We start from the raw sequence: 17,180 nt of genomic DNA on the forward strand, positions 1-17,180 counted from the left end.
TCCATCGTCGTCCCGAAACCCGCCACCGGTGAAGGGTCGATCAACGGCGGTTACGCTGGGCACCTGCGGAATGGAAAGCCGATCCGGCGGACGACCTCACAATCGGAAGGTGCTCGTTGGACGACATGGATTGGGTGCTGCTGCGCGAGTTGCAGGCCGACGCCCGGCTGTCCTACTCCGAGCTGTCCCGCCGGGTGCATCTCTCCCCGCCCGCCGTGGCGGAGCGGGTCCGCAGGCTGGAGGCCGGCGGCGTCCTCACCGGCTATCACGCGCACGTCGACCTCGCCAAGGCCGGCCGGCACGTGGTCGCCATGATCAGGATGTCCTGCTACGGCCCGCGGTGCGTGCTGCGTGATCCCAAGGTGCTCGACTGGCCCGAGGTGCTGGAGATCCACCGGGTGACCGGCGACGCCTGCTCGATCCTCAAGGTCGCGACGCGGTCGATGGAGGAGTTCGAGTCCGTGATCGACAGGCTCGCCCCGTACGGCCAGCCGTCCAGCTCGATGGTGCTGTCGACCCCGCTCGGCTGGCGCACGGTGCAGCCCTGAGCCCTCCCGCCGCGCGCGGGCCGGCCGGGAGGCGGCACGATCGTTCACACGGCGTCGAACGGGATCTTGGCCACCAGTGTGGTGCCGCTCCCGGGCGGACTCACGATCTCGAAGTGACCACCGAGGGTCTCGATGCGGTCCTGGAGGCCGATCAGCCCGGAGCCCTTGCCGACGTCGGCGCCGCCGACACCGTCGTCCCGGATCGAGAGCAGGAGCAACGACTCTCCCGCCTCGGCATCCACGTGCACCATCCTTGCCCGGGCGTGTTTGGCGGCGTTCGTGAGCGCTTCGGACACCACGTAATACGCGGCCACCTCGACCTTCTCGGGCAGCCTCCGGCCGATGTCCAGGTTGAGCGCGACCGGGATCGCACTGCGCCGGGCCAGCACCCCGACCGCGGGGCCGAGCCCGCCCTCGGACAGCAGCGCCGGATGGATCCCTCGCGAGATCTCCCGCAGGTCCTGGAGCACCCCGGTCAGCTCGTCGATGGCGCGGGACAGCCGTTGCCTCGCGACGCCGAGGTCGGGCGGCAACGAGGCATCGACCGTGCGCAGTTCGAGGCCGAGCGAAACCAGGCGTTGCTGTGCGCCGTCATGCAGATCCCGCTCGAGCCGGCGGCGTGCGTCATCGGCCGCGGCGACGATGCGGGCGCGGGAGGCGGTGAGCTGCGCACGGCTCTCGGTGTTGGCCACCGCGCTCGCGACGAGATCGGCGAAGTCGGCCAGGCGCGTCTCGGCACCGGCCGGTATGGGCTCGGACGACGCCACGGTGACCACACCCCAGAGGCGGTCCTGAACCATCACCGGAACGCCGACCGCGGACCGCATCCCCGTCTCGCGCAGCAGCGCGGCGCCGGCGCCGGTGGCACTCGCACAGGTCATCCGTGCCGGGCGGCCGGTGCGCAGCACCGCCCCGGTGATGGTGTCACCCCCGAGCGGCACGCTCATGCCGATCGGCAGGTCGAGGCCGGCCTCGCTGCGGCCCGCGACGCGAGTGGCCGTGCCGTCCGGCTCGTAGCGGACCAGCGACGACCTGCACGGGCCCGGGGCCTTGCACACTTCCGCCACCACCACGCCGAACACCTTGGTCAGCGAGGCCCCGCGCGCGACCAGCGTCGCCACCCGTCGCAACGCGACCTGCTCCGCCATGAGCCGCTTGGACTCTTCGCGTCTCGCCGCCAAGGATCTGGTGATCGCCTCACGCTCGTACGCCGAACCGAGCAACGACTCCAGCGACGGGACCACCCGCTGCCGCAGGCGCGCCAGCACGGATTGGGGGAGATCCGCCGGTACCAGCAAGGTGCCCAGGCGCATCGCGCCGTCGGACAACGGCAACGCGGTCCAGCGCTCGTCCCCCTCGGTCGCCTCGAGCTGGATCACCGCGGCCGGCAGCTCGAACGCCTGCGCCAGCCGCCGCGATGCGGCACTCAGCGCCGAACGCAGGTCACCGGCGCTCAGGATGAGATGGGTCAGGTCCGCGGCGAACCCGGCCTCCCGGCGGCGCTCGGACACCTCGACGGCGCGGGACCGTGCGAGCTGGGCGAGCACGCCGGTCAACAGCGCGGCCGCGACGAACGCCACAGCGATCTGCGACTCCCGCCGCAGCGACAGGTGCAACGCCCCGTAGGGCGGGACGTGGAAGTAGTTGAAGGCGAAGACGCTGGCCACCGCCGTCAGCACACCGAGCCGGACGCCCCACACCGTCGAGATCACCAGGACGCCGAGCAGGTACACCGAGCTTCGCGTGCCCTCCTGAACACCCGCCCTGAGTGGAATCAGCACGAGGGTCTCCACCGCGATGAGCACGGCGGCCGTCGTCAGCCCGAGCGAAAGCGGTGGCTTCGGGCGTAGCAGCAGCGACATCAGGCGTGCCCGCATCGGCGGCCACCATCCTCCGCGACACGTCAGCGCACATGGCAGCCGCATGGAGCCATGACCACGACGGGCCAGGTGGCTGCGGTCGTCGAGCGTTCCGGAGCAGTCCCCCAAACATTCTACAAAGGCGGCGCTCTCCCCCGGAACGCCGCAGCGCCCGCTCAGGCGGCGGTCGGGTATTGATGCGGGCGGACCCCCAGCGGACCCGTGCCGCGTTTCGACCGGGAGTCGGTGTGCTCCCTGCGAAACGCCGCCGTCGCCGTGCGGCACGGCCGCGTCTTTCTCCGCGGGTACGATACGGCATGGATCTTCGCCGAACCGGCCGCCGGCGCGGGCAGCCCGGCACGCGACGGTGAGGCAGTGGTGAGGCGGCGGTGAGCCGCGGGCTGGTGTTCCGGGGCGTGCTCGCCGGGCCGGACGACGTGGCCGCCCTGTGGCGGCAGGCCGGGACCGCCGCTGTCGAGACGCTGGACGTGACCGGCACACGGTGCTCCGACGCGGCGCTGGCCGCACTGCTCGCCGAGCCGCGTGCCCAGCGGATCCGCTCGCTGGTCCTCGACGACAACCCGATCACCGACGCCGGCCTGGCCGAGCTGGGCGATCCGGGCCGCCTGCCGGACCTGGCCGCGCTGTCCCTGCGCCGCACCGGGATCGGCGACGCGGGCGCGACGATCCTGGCCGCGCTCGACCAGCCGCTGCGATCCCTCCACCTCGACGACGCCGGTGTGCGGGCGGGCGGCCTGGCCGCGATCGGGCAGGCGTCGTGGCTGGACCGGCTCGAGGAACTGACCCTGTCGGTCGAGCCCGGCACGCGGCTCGTCTTCGGAGCGGACCTGCCGCGGCCCGGTCAGTGGCTGGCCACGGCGGGGCTGCGGTCACTGCGCCGGTGCGACCTGTCCGGCTGTTACGTGTCCGAGTCCGACGTCGCCGCCCTGACCGGCGCCGCCCACCTGGCCACCCTGACCGAGCTGCACCTCAACCGGGTGGACCTCAACGACCGCGCGGCCTACTCGATCACCAATTCGCGTGCGCTGGCGAACCTGACGGCGCTGTACCTCGCGGGCAACCGGCTCCGGCACTCGGGTGCGCAGGCACTCGCCGGGTCACCGCACCTGCGGGCGCTGCGGGTGCTGGACGTCACCGGCAACCCCATCGACGGTCCGGGGATCATGGCACTGGTACGGTCGACCGCGCTGGCCGGCCTGGCCGAGCTGCGCTGCGGCTGGGGCCTGGTCGAGCTCGACGACTGGCCCGCGGTGGTCGCCCGTTTTCCCGCGCTGTCGATGCCGCCCGACGTCCGGCGATACCACGAAGACAGTCCCGACGCGCTGGACGAGGCCCTGGACGAGGCCACCCGGACCGGGTCGCTGTCGCTGCGCATGGTCCGGCTCGGCGCCGCGTCGTGGGAGCTGCTGCGGGCGGACCCGCGGTTCGCCGCGGTCGAGCGGCTCGCGCTGCACCGCAACCAGCTCGGCGACGAGGGTGCGGCGGCGCTGGCCGGCAACGGCGCGCTGACCCGGCTCACGCACCTGGAGCTGGTGGACAACGGGATCGGCGCCACCGGCGTGCGTGCGCTCACCAGCGGCGTGCCCTACCGCTCGGTACGACACCTCGATCTCAGCGGCAACCGGATCGGCGCGGAGGGCATCGCCACCCTCCTCGGCCCGTCCGCCGCGGCGCTGCGGGAGCTGGTGCTGCGCCGGGTGCCCGGCCCCGGTCTCGCCGCGCTGCCGGACCTGCCGGGCCTCGACGGTCTCGACGTGCTCGACCTGTCGGACAACGACATGTCCGACATCGACCGCGAGTACTATGACTGGGCCGGCCCGCCGGTCCACACGGTGCCCGCCGACGCCGTCGCCGTCGCGCTGCGCGAGCGGCTCGGCTGCCGGCTGCGGCTGTGACCGCGGGCGGTGCCCGGCGACTCAGCGCCGGGCCGCCCGTCGCCGGGCTCGGCCGGCACCATGTCCAGGCAGTGACCGTCCGCTCCCGCTCCGCCGGTCGATCCGGCCACGGTAGCGGCCTCGCGCCAGCCGGCGCGTCGACACGAAGACGGTGAGACCGCGGGACTCGGCGTGAGCGTACGGTCCGCGCACGCGCACCTGCGGGCCCTCCTATGCGGCCGGGAAGACCACGTCGCTGCAGAAGTAGTACGACTGGTCCATGTGGCTCGCCTGCCAGATCGTGTAGACGATGTGGTGTCCGGTGCGCGCGCCGGCGTCGGCGTCGACCGAGAGCGTGACACCGTTGGCGGCGGGCTGCCACTTGGCGGCCGGAGTGTTGCCGATCCGGCTCACCAGCTCCAGGTCGCCCCAGCCGAGCTGCTGCCTGGTGGGGTCGAAGCCCTGCCGGGTGATGTAGACGCGGACGTCGTCCGCGCCGTGCTTGGCCTGGTCGAAGATGTTCACCGAGAAGTTCCGGCTCTTGGGGGTGGCCTTCCACCGGCCCACGGCGTCCAGCGCGGCGTAGCGGCCGGCCTGCGTACGCCCGGCGCTGCAGAGCTGCCCGTCCGGGATGGCGGCCTGGTGGTTGCCCTGGACACCTTCGCGGTAGAGCCCGTTCCAGTTCCACATCGTGCTCGGGTCGGCCTGCCAGGCCTGGTAGCACATGGGATCCTGGCTCGCCATCTCCGGTGCCTGGTGGTTGTCGCTCCACCGCCGCAGGCAGTCGAAGGCGCGCGCCGGCGGATCGGCCGCCGACCCGTGGGCGGAGGCGGCCTCCGGCAGGGCGGTCACGAGCAGCGTCACAGCGGCCGCGGCGACGACCGTCGCACGGCGCACCAGGGCGCGACGGGGTGACACGAGAGCAGACATCGAACCTCCGGGCGCGACATGTGTTGATGTTCACCGACGTTGCGCTTGGAAGCGCTCCCAAGACCATACCCGGCGCCGCTACCAGCGACGTACGGCACCCGCGGCCCGCGGCGACGTCCGCGGTCAGGGCGGCAGATGACCGGGAGTGTCGCCGGTCCGGCCGTTCGCCGTCCACCGGGTCAGGACACGAGCCACGGGCGACCCACGAACGCCTCGACGCCGCCGGGCAGCCGGACGTCCTCCCCGGCCGCGAGTCGCCGGCACAGCTCCATCGCCCGGTCGTGGCCCGGGCCGCGTCCCGTGCCGTCCGAGCTGCCGCCGTCCGGATGCCACAGCGCCTGCCACCCCGATCCTCGCAGCACCACGAACGGACCGCCGACCACGGTGCCGACCGTCTGGTCGATCGCCTGGAGCAGGTCGTCCGAGCCCCGGTCGCAGGCGTCGCAGCCGCAGTCCGGCAGCACGGCGACGGCGATCTCGGGCCGGACGACGCTGATGTGCAGCACCGCCAGCGAGGCGTCGAGCCCGGACAGCGGCGCGTCGCGCTCGAGCAGCAACAGCGGCAGTGTGCCGGGCCGGGGCGAGATGAGCCGGACGCCGCGGTCGAACCCGCCCAGGCGTCCTTCGCCGTCGAGCGGCGCCGGCGCGAGCGGCTCGACCTCGATGCCCGCCACCTCACCCAGGCACTCGGCCCACACGCGTGCGCGGGCGTGCACGATGCCGTACCGCCCGGGCTCGGTGACCCGCTCGTACTCCTCCTCGCGCGGCGAGGTCATCCCCGCGTGCGGATCCGGCCAGGAAGGCAGGCCCAGGTCGCGGTAGCGCGCCGCCACCCGCGCCCGCAGTTCGCCCGATCGCACCATCCGCCGACAGTACGTCCCAGGCACGCCCCGATGCCAGGTGCTCCAACGCGGCGCCGAGGATCCGGCGCGCATCCCTCGCCGATGCATCGACGGATGTGCACCAAGCGATCGGGCGGTTATGGTGGCCGGGCGGATCAATGCCGACCCGCACCGCCACGCGGGTCGGCGCTCCGAAGGGAGGGCTAGTGATGTTCGTCCGCCGCGCCCTGGCCTTGCTGCTGCCCGTCGTGCTCGCCGGGGCGTTCGCCCCGCCGGCGACAGCACAGCCGGCCCCGTCCGGCGCTCCGCACTCGTTACGCGCACCCGTGACCGACGAGAACTTCTACTTCGTCATGGCCGACCGGTTCGACAACGGCGACCCCGGCAACGATCGGGGCGGCCTGCCCGACGACCGGCTGGTCTCCGGCTTCGACCCGACCCGCAAGGGCTTCTACAACGGCGGTGACCTCAAGGGCCTGCGCAACCGCATCGACTACATCCGCGGGCTGGGCACCACGTCCATCTGGCTCACGCCGAGCTTCAAGAACAAGGCGGTGCAGTTGGAGGACGGCCCGTCGGCCGGTTACCATGGCTACTGGATCACCGACTTCACCCAGATCGACCCGCACCTGGGCAGCAACGCCGATCTGCGGGCGCTCGTCGACGCCGCGCACGCCCGCGGCATGAAGGTCTACTTCGACATCATCACCAACCACACCGCGGACGTGATCGGCTACCGGCAGGGCGCCCGCCTTCCGTACGTGTCGAAGGACGCCGTGCCGTACCGCACCGCGTCCGGCCGGCCGTTCGACGACCGTGACGTCGCCGGCGCCACGGCGTTTCCCCCGCTGAGCCCGGCGGTGTCGTTCCCCTACACGCCGGTCCTCGACGACGGCGAGCGCGACCTGAAGTCCCCGGCGTGGCTCAACGACGTCACGCTGTACCACAACCGCGGCGACACGACGTTCACCGGCGAGAACTCGCTCTACGGCGACTTCTTCGGCCTCGACGACCTGTTCACCGAGCACCCGACGGTCGTCCGCGGCATGATCGACATCTACAAGACCTGGATCCGCGACTTCGGCGTCGACGGCTTCCGCATCGACACGATGAAGCACGTCAACGACGAGTTCTGGCAGGCGTTCGGCCCCGAGATCCTGCGGTACGCGCAGCAGCAGGGCAAGCGCGAGTTCTTCATGTTCGGCGAGGTCTTCGACACCACGAAGTCCTTCACGTCGCAGTTCACCACCCGCGGCCAGATGCAGGCGGTGCTGGACTTCCCGTTCCAGGACGCGGCACGCACGTTCGCCTCGCGCGGCGGACCGGCCGGCGACCTGGAAACGTTCTTCCTCGGCGACGACTGGTACACCGACGCGGACTCGAACGTCTACCAGCTACCGACGTTCCTCGGCAACCACGACATGGGCCGCATCGGCGGCTTCGTCCAGGCCGACAATCCCGACGCGGGCGACGCCGAATGGCTGGCGCGGGACCGTCTCGCCCACGAGCTGATGTACTTCTCCCGCGGCAACCCGGTGATCTACTACGGCGACGAGCAGGGCTTCACCGGCGGCACCCGCGGCGACCAGGACGCCCGGCAGACCATGTTCGCCAGCCGGGTGCCCGACTATCTCGACGACGACCTGCTCGGCACGACCGCCACGCACGCGCAGGCGAACTTCGTGCCGGCGCATCCGCTGTACCGCACGATCGGTCAGCTCGCCGCGGTGACGAAGGCCCACCCGGCCCTGCGCGACGGCGCGCACCAGCACCGGTACGCCTCCGGGCAGGCCGGCGTCTACGCGTTCTCCCGCATCAGCCGGGACGGACAGCGCGAATACGTCGTGGCGCTGAACAACAGCGAGCAGGCGGCCACCGCGGCGATCCCCACCTACGCGGGCAAGGGCACCTTCAGCCGCGTCTACGGCGACGGCCCGGCGCGGGTGGGGTCCGCCCGGGACGGTCGCCTCACGCTGACCGTGCCGCCGCTGTCGACGGTGGTGTACGAGCTCGACGGCCGGATCCCGCGGTCGAAGGCGGCACCGTCGATCTCGCTGGCCGCCCCGGCGCCCAGCGCCGAGGCCCGCGGCCGCATGCAGGTGACCGCGAACGTGGCCGGCTCGTCGTTCTACGAGGTGACGTTCCAGGCCCGCACCGGCAACGGGCCCTGGCGCTCGATCGGCACCGACGACACCGCCCCGTACCGCGTGTTCCACGACGTGACGGACCAGCGGCCCGGCACGCCGGTGCGGTACCGGGCGATCGTGACGGACAACGGCGGCCACAACGCGATCAGCCAGCCGCGCACGGCCACCGTCCCGGCGCCGGAGCTCACCGTCGAGACGCCGGCCGCCGGCTCGAGCGTGCGCGGCACCGTCGAGGTCCGCGCCGTCGCCGACCCGGAGCGGGCCGACCACGTCGTGCGCGTCGAGCGGCGGGTGGCCGGCGGCGCCTGGACCGTCGTCGGCACGGACGCCTCCTCGCCGGCCTACACCGCCTTCGACAACCTCACCCCGCTGAACCTGGCCGCCGGCACCACCGTCGAATACCGCGCGGTCCTCGTCAGCGGACCGGCGGCCGGCACGACGAGCGAGACCCGTGCGGTCCGGTACGCCGGGCCGCCGCTGACCGTCGCGACCGTGCACTACTACCGGCCGGCCGGCGACTACCCCGGCTGGGGCCTGCACCTGTGGGGCGACGCCGTCGACCCGGCCGTGCTGGCCCGGGTCGCGTGGGACAAGCCGTGGCCGGCGACCCGGGTCGACGGGGGCTGGGCCGCATACGACATCCCGCTCGCCGACGACACCCGGCCGGTGAACTTCATCATGCACCTGCCCGGCGGTGACACCGTGCCGACGACCCGCGAGCCCGGCGGTGACCGGTCGTTCCTGCCGATCGACCACGCCGAGGTGTGGCTGAAGCAGGGCGACCCGACCGTCTACACCGGCCCGCCGCCGACCGGCTGACGAGCTGACCGCGCGGACACCGGCGGCCCCGCGAACCGCTCGCGGGGCCGCCGCCGACCCGCGCTCGTGGCGGCCGCTCGCTAGAGTGCCGTCGTGGCTGACCTTCACGAACTCATGGTCGCCGCCGACCTGCGCGGCGATCTGGCCGAGCCCGACCTCGCCGAGCTGCGCTGGCACCTGGGCCTCGGCCCGCGACCGGAGCACGTCACGGCGGCGACGGTCATCGTCGTGGCACGCCGCCAGGGGACATCCGTCCCGCCGTTCTGGGACGGATCCGACGTGGACTGACAGCGGTCGCCCGCCGCGGCGAGCCACTGCCCGGGTCCTACTGCGAGCAGACCAGCTTCGCGTCGGCCCACACCGCCGCCACCGCACCGCCGTGGTCCTCGACGACGAGGTCGAGGCGCTCCAGGCCGGCGATCTCGACGCTGATCTCGCGCGCTTCGCCGGCCGGGATCGGGCCGGTCGTGAAGACGGTCGTGTCGTCGGCCTCGACGCGGAACTCCGCGCTGCCGGTGTCGTGGACCGGGTCGACGCCGACCGCCGCCGTGAGGCGCAGGCATCCCGGCCGTGGATGGAGTCGTACCGCGCTGGGCGTGTGGACGCCGAGGCCGCGTTCGTGGGCGACGCCGGCCAGGGCGATGGGCTCCCCGTCGTCGGGCTCCTCGCCGCCGTTGGTGCGGTTCCGTTCGACCGGCCCGGATCCGTTACGCAGGGCGGTGTACGGCAGGTCGCTGACGTAGTCCTCCTGTTCGCGGACCGGCTGCCGGGTGGAGCCGTCATCGTGGTGGTTGTCGGTCCACACGCCGGTGATCGCGGCGAAGACGACCGCGGCGACGCCGAAGCCGGCGAGGGTGCGGCGGCCCCAGGGGTCGGTCACGCCCGGCTCCTCACGAGCCCGGGCAGCAGCTCCGGCCGGCGCCGGGCGGCGAGGTCCTCGACCCAGCCGAGCGCCAGGGTCGGCACGCAGGTGGCGGCCACCACGATGACCGTGGTCAGCAGGCGCCCCGACCAGCTCGCCAGGTCGACGTCACCGAGGACGTACCACGCCAGTCCCACCATCGGGAAGTGCCACAGGTAGATGGTCACGGCCCTGGCGTTGATCGCGCCGACCAGCCGGCCGAGCCGGCCGTCCGGCTTCAGCCAGTGCAGCGGCTGGTCCACGCGCAGGACGGCGGCGACGAACGCCGCGGACCACAGGGCGTTGCCGACCGGGTGGCGGTTGAAGTCGAATTCGGCGTTCGCGGCGCCCTGCCACAGCATCCACGCCGCCCCGGCCGCCGCGGCGACGAGGACCCCGGCGGCGTAGACGGGGCCCGGGACGCGGTGCAGCAGCCGGTCGTGGTGGGCGTACCCGATCAGCCAGCAGGCGCTGTAGATGGACATGTCGCGGGTCAGCGACTCGAACGAGCCGCCGACGGTGATCAGCCGTAGCTGCAGGACGAGCGGCAGGACCGACGCCACGAGCAGGGTCGGGATCGGCCAGGCGCGGAAGACCCGCAACGTCACCGGCGCGAGCACGACGAACCAGAGGTAGGCGACGAGGTACCACAGCACCGCGGTGCCCATCCAGCCCCACGACGCGCCACCGGGCGCCGGCCACTTCAGCGGCACGATCCACCACAGCAGGTCGACGCGCTCGCGCGGCTGGTCGAGGAACGGGCCCCATCCGTCGTACAGCGTCAGCGGCAGCACGATCGCGCCGTACGCCCACAGCGGCGGCAGCAGCCGGCGGAACCGTCCCCGGATGACCCGCGTCGGCGAACGGTCCAGCGACCGGGCGGTCAGCGACGCGGCGAGGGCGAACATCAGCCCCATCGCCGGGAACACCACGGTCAGCCAGGCCAGGCCGGTGGCGTGGTACACGACGACCCGGGCCACCGCGGCGGCCCGCCACGCGTCGATGTACCGATCCCGTGAACGCGCCGGCGCCGCGGCCGACACCGGCGCCGCCGTGTCGCGGCGGGCGATGTCGGTCAAGGCTCGATGAGCCCGGCGCGGATCGCGTACCGGGTGAGTTCGAGCCGGTCGCGCAGGCCCAGCTTCTGCAGCAGGTTGGCGCGGTGGCGTTCGACCGTCTTCGCGCTGATGAACAGGATGTCGGCGATCTCCTTGGACGAGTGCCCCTCGGCGACCAGCTTGAGCACCTCCTCCTCGCGGTCGGTGATGACCCGGCCGCTGCCGAGGTCGCCGGAGGCGGCCCGCTCGAGGTAGTTGCGGATGAGGGCGTTCGCGGCGCCGGGGTACAGGAACGGCTCGCCGCGCACCGCGGCCCGGCACGCCTCCACCAGGTCGCGGTCGGCGACGGACTTCAGCACGTACCCGGACGCGCCGGCCTTGAGCGCGGCGAAGAAGTACTGCTCGTTGTCGTACATCGTCAGGATGAGGATCCGCAGGTCCGGCAGCACCCGCGACAGCTCGCGGGCCGCTTGGAGGCCGGTCAGCCGCTGCATGGCGATGTCCAGGATGGCCAGGTCCGGCTGCTCCGCGCGGGCCTTCTCGACGGCCTCGGCGCCGTCGGCGGCCTCGGCGACGACCTTCAGGTCCGGCTCGCTGTCGAGGATCAGCCGCACCCCGCGACGCACCAGCGCGTGGTCGTCGGCGAGCAGGATCCGGGTGGGTTCGGGCATGTCACTCACTCTCCGCGGGAGCGGGCACCCGCAGCCGTACTTCGGTGCCTCCACCGGCCGCCGGCTCCAGCGTGAGGTCGGCACCGATGAGCAGGGCACGTTCCCGCATGCCGCGGATGCCCGCCCCCTCCGGGGCGCCGCCCAGCCCGCGGCCGTCGTCGCGGATACGCAGCTCCACCCCCGTACCCCGGCCGGTCAGCCTGAGGTCGACGTGCCGCGCCCCGGCGTGGCGGGCCGTGTTGGTCAGGCACTCCTGCGCGACCCGGTACAGCACGAGCTCGACGTCCCGGCCGAGATCGGCGTGGCGGTCGATGCTGTGCTGCACGGTGAGCCCACCGGTGGAGAACTCGGCCGCGAGGGCCTTCAGGGCGCTCGTCAGGCCGAGCTCCTCGAGGACACCCGGACGCAGCCGCCTGGCGATGCGCCGGATCTCGTCCAGGCCGTTGCGGGTGGTTTCCTGTACCTGGTGCAGCCGCTCACGCACGGCCGGCGGCGCATGGTCCGCGACGCTCTTGAGCTCGAGCAGCACGGCGGTGAGCGTCTGACCGATCTCGTCGTGCAGCTCCCGCGCGATCCGCTGCCGCTCCGCCTCCTGCGCGGACAGGGCGCGCCCGGTGCTGGCGGCCCGTTCAGCCTCCAGGCGGTCGAGCATGGTGTTGAAGGTGCGGATGAGGTCGGCGATCCCGGCCTCGCCGGTGACGGTCAACCGGCGGCCGGGCCGGAGCAGGTCGATCGTGGTCATGGCACGGGTGAGCCGGTCCAGCGGCCGCAGGCCGACGCGCAGCAGCACGGCGTTGGCCACCAGCATCGCCACCAGTCCCCCGGTCAGGATCAGCGCCTCGGGCAGCAGCACCGGGGTGGAGACCGTGACCGGCGTGAGCATGAGCACAACCACCGCCACGACGAGCACGGCCGCGTTGAGCAGGAAGATCCGCCAGAACAACGACACCCGGTGCGACCCTCCTCAGCGTGTGCGCACCCTGCCAGCCTGTCTCGGCCGCTCGCCGCTGTCCATCGGTGCCGACACCCATTCGGCGCCGGCCCGGCGGCGCGAGTTTGGGTGTCGGCACCGATGCCGATCCGGGCGGCTCCGGCGACAGTGGGGTGTGGGCGCACACGACACGAACGTACCGAACGGAGAACGGCATGCGACTCGAACGCACTCCGCTGCCCGGCGCCGGGATCCACCACACGGCCGCGACCGCCACGGCGCCGCCGCACCCGAGGTGACTGTCACACAACCGTCATGATCTCGCGGTAGTTCGGCCATAATCACCCGTCAAGGTAACCGGCGGTCGTTTCAGTTCGAAGGGGTTTTCGGCTGGTGGATGCGGAACGCACAGCGCTTCCTGGCATTGGTCTGCGGCATGAGTTCCGCACCGAGAAGGGCCAACAGGCGGCCGTCGTATCGCACGTGTCCGGCCGCCGGGATCTGGTCATCTACAGCGCCGACGACCCCGACACCGTCACCGCCACCCTGTCGCTGAACACCGACGAGGCCAACGGCGTGGCCGAACTGCTCGGCACGGCCCGCATCGTCGAACGCCTCGCCGACCTCCAGCGGCAGGTGACGGGCCTGAAGACCGTTCAGGTCCCGATCATCGCCGGGTCGCCGTACGACGGGCGGACGCTCGGCGGCACGCAGGCCCGGACCCGCACGGGCGCGTCCATCGTGGCCGTCATCCGGGCCGGCGAGATCCTCGCCAGCCCGCGGCCCGACTTCGTCTTCCAGCCCGGTGACCTCGTGGTCGTGGTCGGGACCGCCGACGGCACCGCCGGTGTGTCCGACATCCTCGCCCGGGGCTGAGGCCGCGGATGCACAGTGCCATCGTGTTGATCGAGATCGGCGCGGTGATCCTGGGGCTCGGCCTGCTCGGCGCGGTCTCCGCCAGGTTCGCCGTCTCCCCGATCCCGCTGTACCTGCTGGCCGGCCTGGCGTTCGGCCATGGCGGCATCCTCCCGCTGGCCACCAGCGAGGAGTTCACCGCCACCGGCGCCGAGATCGGCGTCATCCTGCTGCTGTTCACGCTGGGCCTGGAGTACACCGCCCCGGAACTGGTCGGCACCCTGCGGCACAACTGGGTCGCCGGCCTCGTCGACCTGGTGCTCAACGCCGCCCCCGGCGTCGCCACGGCGCTCCTGCTGGGCTGGGGACCGGTCGCCGCCGTCGCTCTGGGCGGTGTGACCTACGTGACGTCGTCCGGCATCACCGCGAAGGTCCTCGCCGACCTGCAGTGGCTCGGTAACCGTGAGGTTCCGGTCGTACTGTCGCTGCTGGTCTTCGAGGACCTCACGATGGCCATGTACCTGCCCATCCTGACCGCGATGCTGGCCGGGGTCGGCCTGGTCGCCGGCCTCACCACCCTGGCCATCGCCGCCGCGACGATCACGGTGATCCTGGTCGTCGCGCTGCGCTACGGCCGCTACGTCGAGAAGTTCGTCGCCTCGCCCAACGAAGAGGTCCTGCTGCTCAAGGCCCTGGGCCTCACCGTGCTCGTCGCCGGTGTCGCCCAGCTCCTCCAGGTCTCCGCCGCCGTCGGCGCCTTCCTGGTCGGCATCGCCCTGTCCGGGCCGCTCGCCCACGCCGCACGGCAGCTCCTCACCCCGCTGCGGGACCTGTTCGCCGCGGTCTTCTTCGTCTTCTTCGGCCTGCGAACCGACCCGGCGGCGCTCCCGCCGATGCTCGGCATCGCGGTCCTGCTCGCTGTCGCCGGCGTGCTGACGAAGACCGCGACCGGCTGGTGGGCCGCCCGCCGGGCCGGTGTCGGGACGCTCGGCCGGGCCCGGGCCGGCATCTCCCTCGTCCCGCGCGGTGAGTTCAACATCGTCATCGCCGGGCTCGCCGTCGCCGCCGGGCTCAACAATCAGATCGGCCCGCTCGCCGCCGCGTATGTGCTCGTCCTCGCCGTCACCGGCCCGATCCTGGCCCGCTCGCTGGAGCCGCTCACCCGGTGGCACAAGCACCGCCACGGCACGCCCAGCGGCGACGCTCCCACCGAGGTCGCACCGGAGGCACCGGTGCCGACACCCTGACCGCGTCGGGAGCGGGGCTGCCGTGCGGGACTCCCGGCACGGCAGCCCGCGGCCAGCTCGTCAGCCGTTGTGCCGGCGCTGGCAAGGCATGCAGAAGCGGGCGTGCGGCAGAATCTCCAACCGCTCCCGCGGGATGGACGCGCCGCACTGCTCGCAGGTGCCGTAGGTGCCGTCGGCGAGGCGCCGCAGCGCGCCGCTGACCTGCTCGACGCTCTGCCGGGTGGCGGCGAGCAGCGCCACCCGGGTGTGGTCCTCGGCCGGGTCGCCGGTGTCGTCGGTGAGTTCGGTGAGCCTGGCCTTCTGCACCTCGAGCTCGTCGGCCAGTGTGGTGCGCAGCTCGGCGAGCCAGCGCAGGTCGTTGGTGTCACGGATATCGGTACTCATGCCGAATCCCTTCGCTGAAAAAGAAAAGGGCCGAAGCCGGAAGCTTCGCCCTGGTGGCCGTCGTGGTGGTGAACGGATGTCCCGGGGGGCTTCGACCAGCGGGCATCGGGCTGGGCAACCCGTGGATGAACGCCACCGCAGGCGCCGCGTGGCCTGCCCCGTCCGCGCACAGCACGGCCGGCGCCGGTGTCGCACCCGCGACGCCGGCGTGGATGAGCTGCATGGCCAACGGCATCGCCCAACCATAGGCGCACCCGGCGCGGAAACCAACGCTAAAAGGCGGTCGGTCGTCGGCCACGGCGGCGAGACCGCGACGACACGCGGTGTGCGGCCGCCGCTACGAGGAGAGATGCCGCGGCGACACCCAGCATCCGGGCGGACAGCACCGCCGGCCGGGGCACCGGCGGCAGGAACGGCACGATCCGCTCGCGCGTGGCCGGGGCGAGCACGGCGGCCGCCGTGCCCGCGGCACCGGTGGCCGCGGCCGTGCCCCAGAACAGTACGGGCCGGCGCGGGACCGCCGGCGCCGAGCCGTGCCAGGCCGCGATGCGCCGCCGGTGACCGAGGCGGGCGGACAGCGCCAGCCAGCCGACCGCGCCCGCGGCGCTGGACGCCAGGTGCAGCGGCAGCCACATCGGCACGCCGGGCAGCGCCTCACGTGCCAGGCCGGGCAGGCCGACCCGGGTGCCGGGCACGGAGGCGTGCGTGACGTGGTCCCAGGCGACGTGGCTGGCGGCGCCGAGCAACGCCGAGCCGGCCGTGATCCACCAGGGGTGCCGCACGCCGCCGAGCGCGCCGTAGTCGCGGGCGGCGAGCGGGCCGAGGCCCGGCAGGTGCGCGGCGACGGCCGGCGCCGCCCGGCGAACGAGCCGGGCCGCGACCATGGTGGCGGGTACCGAGGCGAGCACACCCCACCAGGTGTGGCCGTAGGTGTACGGCGGGCGGCAGTCGCCCAGCGCGTACGGCAGATCCGGCGCCGCGGCCCCGATCACCAGCGCGACGCCGTCGAACCGGTCCGGCCGCCACAGCTTCAGCGGTAACACGGCAGCGGCGTGCGAGGGGAAGGTGGCCGGCATGATCGTGACTCTATCGGGGGGCCACCGGTGATCGGCGATGCCGGTGTCGCGCGACTGGATCACGAGCCCGGCACACCGCCGCGGCGGTCAGGAGCGCCTGACCCGCCGCGGCGGCCGTGCGATCGGGCGGCTACCAGACGTAGTTGGAGCTGCCGGCCGAGGCGGCCGGGCGCACGGGCGCGTCGGGGTCCACGGCGTATCTCACCGGTGCCGTCTCGGCGTCCTGGAACGGCGAGGCCGGGCCGAGCCCGTCGATCCCCACCTGCCGCTCCGGCTCCGCCATCGACCCGGCCGCCGGGTCATCGGCCCGTGCCGGCCGGCGCCAGCGGCGCACGCTGAGCGCCCCGACCAGCAGCAGCACCCCCAGCACCATCGCGGTGCCGGTCCGGATCGGCGCGGCCAGGTCGACGTGCCAGCCGGCCAGCGACGCGTCGTCGGCGAAGAGGTCGAGCACCCACGACGGTGACACCAGCATCATCGTGTAGCTCAACGTGTACGCCGCGCCCATCACCATCGCGCCCAGCGGCGAGAAGCGCAGCGAGCCGAGCATGCCCAGCAGCAGCCCGGCCGCGGCCAGGAACAGCAGCGGGCGGACGAAGTCGTCGGGTCGCAGTGTGCCGTTGCCGGCGTCGGCGAAGACGGCGACGGAGCGCCCCTGCCCGAGGGCCAGCAGGACCCAGGCGAGCGGAGCGACGACGAGCGCAGCGATCAGGGTCGCGAGGTGCCGCATGCCGGCCGCCTACCGGGTTCCGCATGCCGAGGCGGGCCGGTCACCCCGGCCTACTGCTGGTGCAAACATTCGTCGTCCCTTCTCTGGACAAGTGCGGATCGACGTCACCTGACGGTGCAGTCCCACCTAAGGAGCGAAAGACCACCGCGAATTGTCCCATCTCGGCGAAGGGCGAACGAGCGCGACCCCGGCCATGGAGCGGAATCCAGGACTCCTCTTCGGAGTCAAGGCCACGAAGGTCAGCCGGCAGCCCCGGTCAACCCGGACAGGGCCGATGATTCGCGCCC

General features: G+C 72.9%; 16 protein-coding genes. 6 read left to right on the top strand and 10 right to left on the bottom strand.

The annotated features are described in order from the left end of the window. Positions 1-116 precede the first annotated feature (116 nt). A complete protein-coding gene (locus tag Drose_RS21840; RefSeq protein ID WP_260723152.1) occupies positions 117-548 on the top strand; it encodes an Lrp/AsnC family transcriptional regulator in 432 nt (143 codons plus the stop codon). 44 nt (positions 549-592) lie between these two features. Here Drose_RS21840 and Drose_RS21845 read toward each other — a convergent pair whose 3' ends face one another. Next, positions 593-2,425, bottom strand: coding sequence for a DUF4118 domain-containing protein (locus Drose_RS21845; RefSeq protein ID WP_260723153.1), 1,833 nt, complete (start codon positions 2,423-2,425; stop codon positions 593-595). A gap of 371 nt (positions 2,426-2,796) precedes the next feature. On the opposite strand from Drose_RS21845, the gene Drose_RS21850 reads away from it, so the two are divergent. After that, positions 2,797-4,323 (top strand): leucine-rich repeat domain-containing protein, encoded by a 1,527-nt coding sequence (locus Drose_RS21850; RefSeq protein WP_260723154.1) that lies wholly within the window; start codon positions 2,797-2,799, stop codon positions 4,321-4,323. 210 nt (positions 4,324-4,533) lie between these two features. Here the strand turns inward: Drose_RS21850 and Drose_RS21855 are convergent, their stop codons facing one another. Both Drose_RS21855 and Drose_RS21860 read right to left on the bottom strand, forming a co-directional pair. Further along, a complete protein-coding gene (locus Drose_RS21855; RefSeq protein WP_313899923.1) occupies positions 4,534-5,232 on the bottom strand; it encodes a lytic polysaccharide monooxygenase auxiliary activity family 9 protein in 699 nt (232 codons plus the stop codon). Positions 5,233-5,411: 179 nt separating this feature from the next. After that, positions 5,412-6,095 (bottom strand): DUF6226 family protein, encoded by a 684-nt coding sequence (locus tag Drose_RS21860; protein ID WP_260723155.1) that lies wholly within the window; start codon positions 6,093-6,095, stop codon positions 5,412-5,414. A gap of 188 nt (positions 6,096-6,283) precedes the next feature. Here Drose_RS21860 and Drose_RS21865 point away from each other — a divergent pair, with 188 nt between their 5' ends. Both Drose_RS21865 and Drose_RS21870 read left to right on the top strand, forming a co-directional pair. Beyond that, positions 6,284-9,040 carry an alpha-amylase family glycosyl hydrolase gene (locus Drose_RS21865; protein ID WP_260729779.1) on the top strand — a complete coding sequence of 919 codons (2,757 nt, stop codon included), beginning with the start codon at positions 6,284-6,286 and terminating at the stop codon, positions 9,038-9,040. Positions 9,041-9,133: 93 nt separating this feature from the next. Next, complete coding sequence (locus tag Drose_RS21870) at positions 9,134-9,328, top strand: hypothetical protein (RefSeq protein WP_260723156.1); 195 nt, start codon at positions 9,134-9,136, stop codon at positions 9,326-9,328. A 37-nt stretch (positions 9,329-9,365) separates the two neighbouring features. On the opposite strand, the gene Drose_RS21875 is transcribed toward Drose_RS21870, so the two are convergent. Genes Drose_RS21875 through Drose_RS21890 form a run of 4 tightly spaced genes read right to left on the bottom strand, consistent with a single transcriptional unit; the run spans position 9,366 to position 12,619 of the window. Further along, complete coding sequence (locus Drose_RS21875) at positions 9,366-9,920, bottom strand: NPCBM/NEW2 domain-containing protein (protein ID WP_260723157.1); 555 nt, start codon at positions 9,918-9,920, stop codon at positions 9,366-9,368. Next, a complete protein-coding gene (locus Drose_RS21880) occupies positions 9,917-11,020 on the bottom strand; it encodes an acyltransferase family protein (RefSeq protein ID WP_260723158.1) in 1,104 nt (367 codons plus the stop codon). The genes Drose_RS21875 and Drose_RS21880 overlap by 4 nt, the downstream gene beginning before the upstream one ends. After that, positions 11,017-11,670, bottom strand: a complete 654-nt coding sequence (locus tag Drose_RS21885; protein WP_260723159.1) for a response regulator — start codon at positions 11,668-11,670, stop codon at positions 11,017-11,019. The genes Drose_RS21880 and Drose_RS21885 overlap by 4 nt, the downstream gene beginning before the upstream one ends. A 1-nt stretch (position 11,671) precedes the next feature. After that, the gene (locus Drose_RS21890; protein WP_260723160.1) at positions 11,672-12,619 is read right to left on the bottom strand and encodes a sensor histidine kinase; all 948 of its coding nucleotides are present in this window, start codon (positions 12,617-12,619) and stop codon (positions 11,672-11,674) included. Positions 12,620-12,994: 375 nt separating this feature from the next. Here Drose_RS21890 and Drose_RS21895 point away from each other — a divergent pair, with 375 nt between their 5' ends. Beyond that, positions 12,995-13,477 (top strand): cation:proton antiporter regulatory subunit, encoded by a 483-nt coding sequence (locus Drose_RS21895; RefSeq protein ID WP_260723161.1) that lies wholly within the window; start codon positions 12,995-12,997, stop codon positions 13,475-13,477. 8 nt (positions 13,478-13,485) lie between these two features. Then, positions 13,486-14,703, top strand: a complete 1,218-nt coding sequence (locus Drose_RS21900; protein WP_260723162.1) for a cation:proton antiporter — start codon at positions 13,486-13,488, stop codon at positions 14,701-14,703. A 60-nt stretch (positions 14,704-14,763) separates the two neighbouring features. On the opposite strand, the gene Drose_RS21905 is transcribed toward Drose_RS21900, so the two are convergent. The 3 genes from Drose_RS21905 to Drose_RS21915 all read right to left on the bottom strand — a co-directional run bounded on the left by Drose_RS21905 (position 14,764) and on the right by Drose_RS21915 (position 16,893). Beyond that, a complete protein-coding gene (locus Drose_RS21905) occupies positions 14,764-15,087 on the bottom strand; it encodes a TraR/DksA family transcriptional regulator (RefSeq protein ID WP_260723163.1) in 324 nt (107 codons plus the stop codon). A gap of 272 nt (positions 15,088-15,359) precedes the next feature. Next, positions 15,360-16,163: a DUF4184 family protein gene (locus Drose_RS21910; protein ID WP_260723164.1), complete on the bottom strand. Its 804-nt coding sequence runs from the start codon at positions 16,161-16,163 to the stop codon at positions 15,360-15,362. Positions 16,164-16,293: 130 nt separating this feature from the next. Then, positions 16,294-16,893, bottom strand: coding sequence for a hypothetical protein (locus Drose_RS21915; RefSeq protein ID WP_260723165.1), 600 nt, complete (start codon positions 16,891-16,893; stop codon positions 16,294-16,296). Positions 16,894-17,180 lie beyond the last annotated feature (287 nt).

It is taken from the genome of Dactylosporangium roseum, assembly GCF_025264685.1.
Taxonomy (GTDB): Bacteria; Actinomycetota; Actinomycetes; order Mycobacteriales; family Micromonosporaceae; genus Dactylosporangium; species Dactylosporangium roseum.